General features: G+C 72.4%; 3 protein-coding genes and 1 pseudogene. All 4 read right to left on the reverse strand.

Annotated features, from left to right (window positions below):
• Positions 1–117: 117 nt before the first annotated feature.
• Positions 118–1,752: a trypsin-like serine protease gene (locus tag RIF68_RS31315; protein WP_309054645.1), complete on the reverse strand. Its 1,635-nt coding sequence runs from the start codon at positions 1,750–1,752 to the stop codon at positions 118–120.
• Positions 1,753–1,883: 131 nt separating this feature from the next.
• A complete protein-coding gene (locus tag RIF68_RS31320) occupies positions 1,884–2,384 on the reverse strand; it encodes a hypothetical protein (RefSeq protein ID WP_309057847.1) in 501 nt (166 codons plus the stop codon).
• Between the two features lie 137 nt (positions 2,385–2,521).
• A complete protein-coding gene (locus tag RIF68_RS31325) occupies positions 2,522–2,929 on the reverse strand; it encodes a hypothetical protein (RefSeq protein ID WP_309054647.1) in 408 nt (135 codons plus the stop codon).
• A pseudogene (locus tag RIF68_RS31330) lies at positions 2,926–3,472 on the reverse strand (hypothetical protein); the annotation flags it as partial. The gene RIF68_RS31325 and the pseudogene RIF68_RS31330, both read right to left, overlap by 4 nt.

The raw sequence follows: 3,472 nt of genomic DNA on the forward strand, positions 1-3,472 counted from the left end.
CCCGGGGGGGGGGCGCGCCCGGGGGCCCCCCCGCCCCGGCGGGGGGGGGGGCCGCCCCCACTTCTCTCGCGCGTGCCGGCGCGCGGCTCGGAGCCGAGCACCGGCACGCCCTCAGGATCAGCCGGTGTAGGTGGCGGTCATGGCGAGGTCGCCGGGGGCCGCGGGAACCCCCACGAGGGGCGCCGTCACCGGTGCGTCCCAGGTGCGGTCGGTGTGCCGGGTGGTGTGGAGCAGCTTGCCGTCGGTGGTGGTGACGGCGACCTGGGCCTCGCCGTTGACGGCGGCCGCGGAGACGGACTTGGCGGTCACCGCGCCCAGGATGCCCTTGAGATCACCCCAGGGGGCCCACGTCCCGTTGAAGTTGCGGATGGTGTGGTACTGGCGGGTGCCGTTGTCGGTGGCGATGACGAGGTGGGTCTCGTCGCCGGTGCCGGCCATGCTGAGGGAGGTCACCGGTCCGGTGGGGCCGACGGCCTGGGCGACGTTGCCCCAGCCGAGCCAGGTCCCGCCGGTCTGGCGGATGGTGTGGTACGGCTTGCCGGCGCTGACGAGGCCGACGTGGAGCTCACCCCGGACACTGGCGGTCGCCGCCGCGGTCACCCCCGTGAGGGAGCCGTTGATCTGGCGGAAGGGAGTCCAGCTGCCCGCGCCGTTGCGGACGGTGTGGAAGGCCTTGCCGTCGGCGACGGCGACGACGTGGAGGTCGTGGCCGATGGAGACGGCGGAGACCTGGGTGAGGTTGCCGAGGGCGTTGGCCGCGCCGAACACGTCCCCGAAGGCGGTCCAGGTGCCGTCCTGCTTGCGGACGGTGTGGAAGAGCCCGCCGCTGGTGCTGACGGCCAGTACGTGGGTGTCACCGTTGATGCCGGCGGCGGCGGTGCCGCGGATCCCGCCCAGGTTGCCGACCTTGGCCTGGAGGTCGGTGTATCCGGTCCAGGAGCCGTCGGACAGCCGGACCGCCTGGTAGAGGCTGGTTCCGGCCTGCACGAGCGCCTTGGTCTGCCAGCCCGGCGTCGTGGCCCGCACCCCGTCGATCCACTCGCGCAGCCCGTCGGTGCGGGCCGCGATGGCGCCGGTACGGGTTTCGGCGGGGTCGGTGGCCAGGCAGCCGCCCTGCCAGGAACGGCTGTTGATGCCGACCAGCTCGCCCGCGGCGTTCAGGAGCGGCCCGCCGGTGTCACCCTTGCAGATGGCGTCCGTCCCCTTCCCCGTGATGGTCAGGGTGGTGGCGTCGGAGCCGTTCAGGGCGAACGCGCCGGTGTGGGGCTTGCCCGGCGCCCATTCGGTCCTGGTCCGTCCGAGGCCCACGGCGGTCAGCTCGGCGTCCGACGCCGGGGCGGCGCTCGCCGTCGTGATGCCCGCGGGGCCGGTGGCAGGGGTCTTCAGGCGGGCCATGACGACGTCCCGGTCGGTGCGCGGGACCAGCTCGGCGACCTCGACCCGCTTGCCGTCGCCGAGGGTCACGGTGGACTTCAGCGCGGGGGCACCGGCCGGCAGCGTGGTACCGGGCGTCGCGGCGAAGCAGCTCGACGCGGTGAGGACCCACGAGGCGTCGACGAGGGAGCCGGTGCACCCTCGGCCGGTCGCCTCGTCGCCGATGTTCAGCTTGACGACGGAGGCGTGCCGGTCGGCCGCCGCCTCAGGGCCGCTGACCGCCTGGGCGGCGCCGGCGGGGACGAGGCCGGCGGCGACGGCGGTCGTGGTGACGAGCAGACCCGGGATGCGGGCCGTGCGCGGACGGAGTGCAGACATGGGGGTTTTCCTTCAGGAACGGGGTTCGGTGGGCGAATGCGCAGGAGTTCGGTCGTACGGGTACGGGACCGGTGGCCGGCCGGTGACACGAGGCACGACGGGGACCGGCCGGGCCCCGTGGTCGCGGCGGTCTACTTGGTGACCCGGATCTCGACCAGGACGTGCTCCCGGCCGTCCACGGACTCACCGACCCCTTCCCAGGTCTTCGCGGGGATGTCGTACTCGACGCGGTCGTCCTCGGCGGTCATCGCCAGGTGGGTGTTGACGGAATCGTCGGTCCGCACGCCGTGCACCGACGGGATCTCCAGCGTCAGGAAGCCCTCGTCGGCGGTGACCTTGAAGCAGACGTCGGCCCGGCCGCGGGCGAGGAACCTGAGGAGGTTCTCCTCGCTGAGGCAGTCGGCGAGCACGATGTGGCCGTCGCCCCGCTTGAGGACGATCCCCTGCTCGGCCAGAATCCTGTCGGCGCCGGGGTAGTTGTAGTCCTCGATGGCGTACCCGGGCCCCGTCTCGGCCACGGGCTCGCTGGTGGGGGCGGCGGAGGGCTGACCCGCGGCCACCACGGCCCACGCCAGCGCGCCGGCCGCGGTCGCGGTGCCCAGAGTGCGCGTCCATGTCTTGCGTGCGTTCATCACGGTCCTGGATTCCTCGAAGTAGGTGTGGACGGGGGTGGGGAGGGTTCTCCGCATCCCCTTGGTCGAAGCTGAGGGCGGAAAGAAGGGGGCGGGCCGGAGAGTCGAAGTCCGGGGATCGGGGTGACGGGCGGCCGCTACGGCGCGGCCGCTCTGGTGAGCTTCAGGGAGGGCGGTCCGTCCGGATCCGGACGGAACTCCACAGCGCTTCCCCCGCTCGGGTAGAGCTGGATGCCGGCGACCGGGCCGAGCCCGCCGCTGTCGACCGACAGGTAGACGAAGTCGCTGCCCGCCCGGTCGCCGAACCACTCCCACCGGCCGGTGAAGTCGGCGGGTCCGGAGGTCCCGTCCGTCACCACGTCGACGGCGGAGAACGTCCCGTCGGATTCGAGCCGCAGCTCGGCGCCCGTCCCGTCGTCGCGGTACAAGCCGGGCAGCTCGTCGGGGTCGACGGCGCCCGTGCACCCCGAGACGAGCGACACGGCAGTGGTCAGGAGGGCGACGAGCCACCCGGCGCCCGCCCTCCCGCGCGACACCGGCATCACGGGCCCAGTGTGACGTCGAACTCGATGACCTGGGTCTTGGGCGACATCGGACCGGAGTCGCCGACGATCTTGTCGACGAGCGAACCGACGCTGTTGCTCCACCAGTCCGTGTAACCGATGACCGGGGGGTGGGTCGCGGATTCGATGTCCGACTCGTTGTAGGCGGTGTACCGCCACACGACGGAGCCGTCCGCGTTCTTGCGGATGGGGGTCATCCGGACCTGGTGGGAACCCAGGAACGTGTACGCGAGGTTGCCCGTGAGACCGGCCGTGGAGAGCGTCCCGTAGTCCTGGAGGTACTTCCACGCACCGTCGAACCCGCCGAGGGAGTAGTCGTACTTGAGCGTGTGGCCGAGCTCGTACTCACCCGTGCGCGTACGGTTCGCGAAGAAGGCGAGCGCCTCCTGGGTGTGCTGGTGCTCACGGTAGATGCGGGTGAAGTCGTCGTTCGGGCCGAAGCACTGCGACGTGGGCCCCTTGCCGGTGAGCCAGCTCCAGCCCAGCTCCCACGGGTTGTTGCCGTTTCCGGACTCGACGGGCCTG

This window comes from Streptomyces sp. (genome assembly GCF_031178505.1).
Lineage (GTDB): Bacteria > Actinomycetota > Actinomycetes > Streptomycetales > Streptomycetaceae > Streptomyces > Streptomyces gulbargensis.

Coding starts and splice junctions, on each gene's coding strand:
- RIF68_RS31315 (WP_309054645.1), bottom strand. CDS start 1,752: ATGTCTGCACTCCGTCCGCGCACGGCCCGCATCCCGGGTCTGCTCGTC.
- RIF68_RS31320 (WP_309057847.1), bottom strand. CDS start 2,384: ATGAACGCACGCAAGACATGGACGCGCACTCTGGGCACCGCGACCGCG.